This is a genomic window from Lacticaseibacillus camelliae DSM 22697 = JCM 13995 (genome assembly GCF_001311195.1).
Classification (GTDB): Bacteria; Bacillota; Bacilli; order Lactobacillales; family Lactobacillaceae; genus Lacticaseibacillus; species Lacticaseibacillus camelliae.
The window spans coordinates 1-5,743 of sequence record NZ_BBAJ01000109.1; the positions used below are offsets into that span (position 1 = coordinate 1).

A 5,743-nucleotide genomic window follows, 5' to 3' on the forward strand; every position below is an offset into this window, starting at 1 on the left:
CGGCCGGCTTTTTCGTGAGTTTGCCGATGCTGGCGGTGACAAACTCGCTGTAGCCGCCAATGGGCCGGTAGTTGATGACGACATCACCCAGGGCGAAGGCTGAGACCCCGGCGCCGAGCGCAGTCACGCGGCCGACGACATCAGTACCTGGACGATTGGCCACTTCAGCTTGCGAAAAGCGGCCTGCTCACCGCGGCGCAGCGACGCGTCGTAAGGATTGAGCCCAAACCCGAGTACCTGGAGCTGGACCTGGCCCGCTTTGGGCAGGGGCACTGCGGCCTTCAGTGCGGTCAAGACGGTCGGGTCACCATAATGGTCAAAACCAAAGCGAATCACGACTATTCCTCCTTTAGTCGGCCGGAGTCGGCGAGCCACTGCTTGGCGGCGCGCAGTTCGGCGAGGTTAAGATTGTGCTGCTCCTCATGGGTGAAGGTGGTCAAGGCGCCGCGTGCCGCCCGGATCTGGCCCTGCAAGGCAGCAAACGCGGCGCTGGAGACAATGGGGTCGGCGGTGCCAAACGAGGCCCAAACTAAGGTGTGCGGCGCCAGTTTTGGCTGCTCGACTGACCCAGTGTCTTGGGGTGAAACAGCAAGGCGGTTTTGAAGGGCAGCGTCCGGGTCATCATGGCCCGAATCGCAAGGTTGCCGCCGTTGGAGTAGCCGACGATGATCATGCGGGCGGCGTTCAGTTGATATTTTCGGGTCAGCCTCGATACGGTATCAAACAGCCAGGTCGTTTCGGCCGTCAGGTTTGCGAAGTCGGCGGAGCCATTGGCAAAATCGCGGAAAAAAAACGCGGCTCACCGGCTTGAATTTCACGCCCGCGAATCGACAGCTGCGGCGCGCTTGGGGCAATGAAGCGGCCGATGGGGAGCAAGTCGCGCTCGGTCCCGCCATTGCCATGAAGCAGCAGTAGTGGCGCAAGCGCGCGGTCACCGTCCACAAATTGATAATGCAGGGTCATGGCTACCTCCTGAGTTGCAGCAGAGGCCAAAACGGCCGCCGTGAAAGCGCGGCAGTGCGCATCGGCTTTAAGGCCAGCGTACCGCTTTGGGCGGGCGAATGCGACGATTTTGGCTCGCCGCCGCTTGACAATGTGTGTTCAGACGTGAATAATCCTTGAAGCCGCAGTCAAGTTTGCGCGCAGACCGAGGTTTAGGCTTGGCACGTGTTATAATAAAAAGAACTATGAAATAGAGGAGGCCGCTTGTGGCAGTGTTTGAACCCACCTGGCTAGTCAAAGCCATCTACAACTTAACGCCGGCGCAGCTGAAGCGCCAAGCATCGCGGCCGTGTTGACCGATTTGGACAACACGCTGATTGCCTGGAATAATCCTGATGGGACGCAGCAGTTGCACGATTGGCTGCAGGAGATGAAACAGGCGGGGATCACCGTCATGGTGGTGTCCAACAACAACCACGATCGGATCAGTCGGGCCTTGGCCAGGCTGGATCTGCCGTTTGTCGCTAGGGCGCTCAAACCGTTTCCGGTCGGCATCAACCGCGCCGTGCGTCAGCTGGGCCTTTCGAAGCACGCCGTGGTCATGGTTGGCGATCAACTGCTGACGGACATCGCCGCTGGCAACGCGGCGAATGTGCGCACTGTGTTGGTGCAGCCACTGGTGGAAACAGACGCCTGGAATACCCGGATCAACCGGTTTTTTTGAGGGCTTTGTCCTGCATCGCATGAAGAAGAATAATCAGCTTAATTTTACGGAGGAATTGAATGACAAACACTGATGAGCCGCTGTATTGTATCGGCTGCGGGGCCCGCTTGCAAAGCACGGACCCCAAAGCGGCAGGCTTTCTGCCGGCAAGCTCACTTGATAAGGCGCGCGCTGGGGAAGAAGTCTACTGCCAGCGCTGTTTTCGGTTGCGCCACTACAATGAAGTCGCGCCGGTGTCACTGACGGACGACGATTTTTTGCGCCTATTAAATGCTTTGGGTGAAAGCGACGCGCTGATCGTGAACGTCGTCGATATTTTTGACTTTAACGGCAGCGTCATTCCCGGTTTGCACCGCTTTGTCGGCGACAATCCGGTGATCCTGGTCGGCAACAAGGCCGATGTCCTGCCTAAGTCGATCAACCCGCGCAAGGTCACGAACTGGCTGACTCAAGCCGCTCACGCCCAAGGGCTGCGGCCGGTGGCAACAGTGCTGACCTCAGCGAAGAAAGGGCATAACCTGGACGCGCTGCTGGATCTGATCGAGCAGTACCGCGAGCATCGCGATGTTTACGTGGTCGGGGTGACCAACACCGGGAAATCCACGCTGATCAATCGCATCATCAAAGACGAAAACGGCATGGCGGACCTGATCACGACCTCGCGCTTTCCTGGGACCACGCTGGATCGCATTCAGATTCCGCTGGACGATGGGCACTTCCTGATCGACACGCCCGGCATCATCCACCGCCGGCAGATGGCCCATTTTCTCAACCCGAAGGACCTGAAGCTGGTGTCCCCAAGCAAGCCAATCCGGCCAACCGTTTATCAGCTCAATCCCGGCCAAACCGTCTTCTTCGCCGGGCTTGCCCGGTTTGACTACCTGCGCGGGCCGAAAGCCGGGTTTACCATTTACGCCGATAATCAGCTGCTGCTGCACCGGACCAAGCTGGAAAACGCCGACGACTTTTACGAAAAGCACCGCGGCGGGTTGTTGGCGCCGCCGCGCGCGGAAGACTTAGCCGCTTTTCCCAAACTCGTGCGCTTTGAGTTCACGCCCAAAGAGGCGTCAGACCTTGTGATCGCGGGCTTGGGCTGGGTCGTGGTCCCAGCCGGCGTCACCGTGGCCGGCTGGGCGCCGGATGCGTCGATGTGTTGTTACGAAAGGCATTGATTTAGGAGAATGAGCATGCTTACTGGAAAACAGAAACGTTTTTTGCGCGGTCGGGCCAACCGGCTGCGCCCCGTTGCCACCTTGGGCAAAAACGGCCTGTCGGACCAATTTGTCGACAGTGTCGCCAAGGCCCTGGAGGCCCGCGAACTGGTCAAGGTCTCGCTTTTACCGACCGCGGAAGAGACGCCGGCTGAGGTGGGGGCTTTTCTCAGCCGCACCATCGGCGGGGCGCAGGTCGCGCAGACCATGGGCCGCACGGTGCTGATGTACCGCAAGGCAACCCAGGAAGCGCACCGCAAGTTGTCAGACAAAGTGGCCAAACTGGGGAAGTAAGCGCATGGGGAGCAAAAGCAAGACAACGACCCTGACCCAGCCGGTGATCACCGAGGAAGTGTCCGAGCAGATCCTTGGCCCGCGGCGCAAACAGATCGGGATCCTCGGCGGGACGTTTAACCCGGTGCACATTGGCCATCTGATCATGGCGGAGGCGGTCGGGACGACCCTCGGCCTGCAAAAGGTGCTGTTCATGCCAGATAACCAGCCGCCGCATGTCGACCACAAGGACGCGATCCCGGTCGGCAAGCGGGTGACCATGCTGCAGGCGGCGATCCACGATAATCCGCTGTTTGACCTTGAGCTCGCTGAGGTCAAGCGCGGCGGGGTCAGTTACACCATCGACACGATGCGCGCGCTCAAAAAGGCGCATCCCGACACCGATTACTACTTCATTATCGGTGCGGACATGGTGGCTTACCTGCAAGTGGCGGGACGTGGATAAGCTCCTGAAGCTGGTTCATTTCGTTGGGGTGAAGCGGCGCGGTTTTGCCCCGGCCTCACCGTATCCCATCACCTGGGTCGACGCGCCCCTCATCGATGTGTCGTCCAGCGAAATCCGCACGCGGGTGCAAACGGGCCAGAGTATTCGCTACCTGGTCCCGGATTGCGTCCGCGCCTACATTGAGAAAGAGGGCTTGTACCGTGAGTGATTATGAATACCCGGCGACCTTGACGCACGACCTGAACCGGACCGAGCTGCTGAACCACCTGCAAAATCGCCTTGACGATGCGCGCTTCCAGCACTGTCTACGCGTTGAGAAAACGGCCCGAGAACTGGCCAAGCGTTTCGGCGCCGATGTGGACCGCGCCGGGCTGGCCGGCCTGTTTCACGACTACGCCAAGCAGATCCCTGTCGCAGATTACAAGCGCGTGATCATGGAGGACGGGTTTGACCCGGACCTTTTGAATTACGGGCGCGGCGTCTGGCACGGTTTGGTTGGCACGTGGTTCATTCAAACCGAGGTCGGCATCACGGATAAGCTGGTGCTGCAGGCCATCGAGCGCCACACCACCGGTGACCCCGACATGACGCTGCTGGACCAGATCATTTTCGTCGCCGACTTCATTGAGCCGGCCCGGACGCTGGACGCGGAGGTGGCGGCACGCAAGGCGGCAGCGACCGACATGCGCCAGGCCAGCTTCATCGAACTGAAAAACACCCTGCAGTACTTGATCGCAGAGAACAAGATCGTTTATCCGAAAACATTACTGACTTACAACGCATTTATTCCTAGGGAGGGATAATTCTGGACTCGAAAGCATTACTAGAAACCGCCGTTCGGGCGGCTGATGACAAACGCGCCGAAGATATCGTCGCGCTGGATATGACCGAAGTCTCACTGCTCGCAGATTATTTCATGATCGTCAGCGGCGGGACCACCCGTCAGGTGCAGGCGATCGTCGACGACGTTGAGGAAAAGGTGAAAGCCGCCGGTGGCCCGGAGCCGCGGATCGAAGGCAACAAGGATTCCAAGTGGATCCTCATGGACTTTGGCGACGTGGTCGTGGACGTCTTTACGCCGGAGGAACGTGCCTTTTATAACTTGGAAAAATTGTGGAACGAGGCGCCGCTGGTCGATGTGAAAGACTGGGTCAAGGCATGATCTACTCGACCTTTGCCGAAGTCTACGACACCCTGATGGACGATTCACTTTACCTGAAGTGGCGCGATTACGTGCTCGCCCGGGTCAAGCCGCACGGGCAGCGCTTATTGGAGCTGGCCGGCGGGTCGGGGAGCTTAGCCCTTTTATTGAAGCAGGCTGGCTTTGACGTGGCCGTGTTTGATCTGTCCAGCGAGATGCTGGCACTGGCGGAGGCCAAGGCCGAGCAGGCCAAAGTCGACTTGCCGCTGATCCAAGGCGACATGCAGGATCTCAGTGCGCTGCCGAAGTGTGACGTCGTGACCTGCTTTGACGACTCGATTTGCTACATGAAGGACCTGGCCGCCGTTCAAGCCGTGTTCACCCAAGTGGCGGCGCGGCTGCCGGCAGGCGGGGACTTTTTCTTCGACGCGCATTCGCTGCATCAAATGGATGACCTGTTCCCGGGGTACATGTACAATTACCAAACCGAGGACTACGCGTTCATGTGGCACAGCTACGAAGGTGAGGTCCCGCACTCAGTTGAGCACGACCTGACGTTTTTCGTCTATGATGAAAACTCGACGCCTACCACCCGATGATCGAAACCCATAAGGAGCGGACTTATTCGCTTGAGGCTTTCAAGCAGGCGCTTGCTTCAGCCGGTTTTGTGCAGGTCGAAGTCACCGCAGAGTTTGGCGAGCAGCCGGTGAATGACAAAAGCACGCGTTGGTTCTTTCACGCGAAGAAGGGATAATGATGCAAGCCGTTGGCATGATCGCCGAATTTAACCCGCTGCACAATGGCCACGTCTACGCAATGCGGCAGGCGCGGCAGTTGAGCAAAGCCGATGTGGTCGTGGTGCTGATGGCGGGCAATTATGTCCAGCGCGGCGAGCCGGCCGTGGTGGATAAATGGGCGCGGGCCAAGGCCGCCTTAGCCAGCGGCGCCGACTTGGTCGTAGAGCCTGCCGGACCACCGACGGCGGT

Annotated in this window: 7 protein-coding genes and 5 pseudogenes; 8 read left to right on the forward strand and 4 right to left on the reverse strand. The window is 59.1% G+C overall.

All coding sequences use genetic code 11. The features are described 5' to 3' along the window. The 4 genes and pseudogenes from JCM13995_RS14085 to JCM13995_RS12590 form a co-directional block, all read right to left on the reverse strand. Positions 1-336: pseudogene (locus JCM13995_RS14085) on the reverse strand (alcohol dehydrogenase catalytic domain-containing protein); the annotation flags it as partial. 2 nt (positions 337-338) lie between these two features. Then, entirely contained in the window at positions 339-473 is a 135-nt protein-coding gene (locus JCM13995_RS17285; protein ID WP_263849686.1) for a hypothetical protein, read from the reverse strand. A 56-nt stretch (positions 474-529) separates the two neighbouring features. Continuing rightward, a complete protein-coding gene (locus JCM13995_RS14735; RefSeq protein WP_156314493.1) occupies positions 530-673 on the reverse strand; it encodes a hypothetical protein in 144 nt (47 codons plus the stop codon). 71 nt (positions 674-744) lie between these two features. Beyond that, on the reverse strand, positions 745-963 hold the full coding sequence (locus JCM13995_RS12590) for an alpha/beta hydrolase (protein ID WP_054666216.1): 219 nt from the start codon (positions 961-963) through the stop codon (positions 745-747). 245 nt (positions 964-1,208) lie between these two features. On the opposite strand from JCM13995_RS12590, the pseudogene JCM13995_RS12595 reads away from it, so the two are divergent. From JCM13995_RS12595 to JCM13995_RS12630, 8 genes and pseudogenes are all read left to right on the forward strand, one after another. Further along, positions 1,209-1,739, forward strand: a pseudogene (locus tag JCM13995_RS12595) (YqeG family HAD IIIA-type phosphatase). Further along, positions 1,726-2,843 (forward strand): annotated as a pseudogene (gene yqeH, locus JCM13995_RS12600) (ribosome biogenesis GTPase YqeH). The pseudogenes JCM13995_RS12595 and yqeH overlap by 14 nt, the downstream one beginning before the upstream one ends. A gap of 10 nt (positions 2,844-2,853) precedes the next feature. Then, positions 2,854-3,171 carry a ribosome assembly RNA-binding protein YhbY gene (yhbY, locus tag JCM13995_RS12605; protein WP_054666220.1) on the forward strand — a complete coding sequence of 106 codons (318 nt, stop codon included), beginning with the start codon at positions 2,854-2,856 and terminating at the stop codon, positions 3,169-3,171. 4 nt (positions 3,172-3,175) lie between these two features. Next, positions 3,176-3,824, forward strand: a pseudogene (locus JCM13995_RS12610) (nicotinate-nucleotide adenylyltransferase). After that, positions 3,817-4,419 carry a bis(5'-nucleosyl)-tetraphosphatase (symmetrical) YqeK gene (gene yqeK / locus JCM13995_RS12615; protein WP_054666223.1) on the forward strand — a complete coding sequence of 201 codons (603 nt, stop codon included), beginning with the start codon at positions 3,817-3,819 and terminating at the stop codon, positions 4,417-4,419. The pseudogene JCM13995_RS12610 and the gene yqeK overlap by 8 nt, the downstream one beginning before the upstream one ends. Beyond that, positions 4,419-4,778: a ribosome silencing factor gene (gene rsfS, locus JCM13995_RS12620; protein ID WP_054666226.1), complete on the forward strand. Its 360-nt coding sequence runs from the start codon at positions 4,419-4,421 to the stop codon at positions 4,776-4,778. Before yqeK ends, rsfS begins: the two co-directional genes overlap by 1 nt. Beyond that, positions 4,775-5,511: pseudogene (locus JCM13995_RS12625) on the forward strand (class I SAM-dependent DNA methyltransferase). The gene rsfS and the pseudogene JCM13995_RS12625 overlap by 4 nt, the downstream one beginning before the upstream one ends. 2 nt (positions 5,512-5,513) lie before the next feature. Beyond that, the coding region (locus JCM13995_RS12630; protein WP_156314495.1) for a nucleotidyltransferase family protein at positions 5,514-5,743 on the forward strand (230 nt) is incomplete at its 3' end.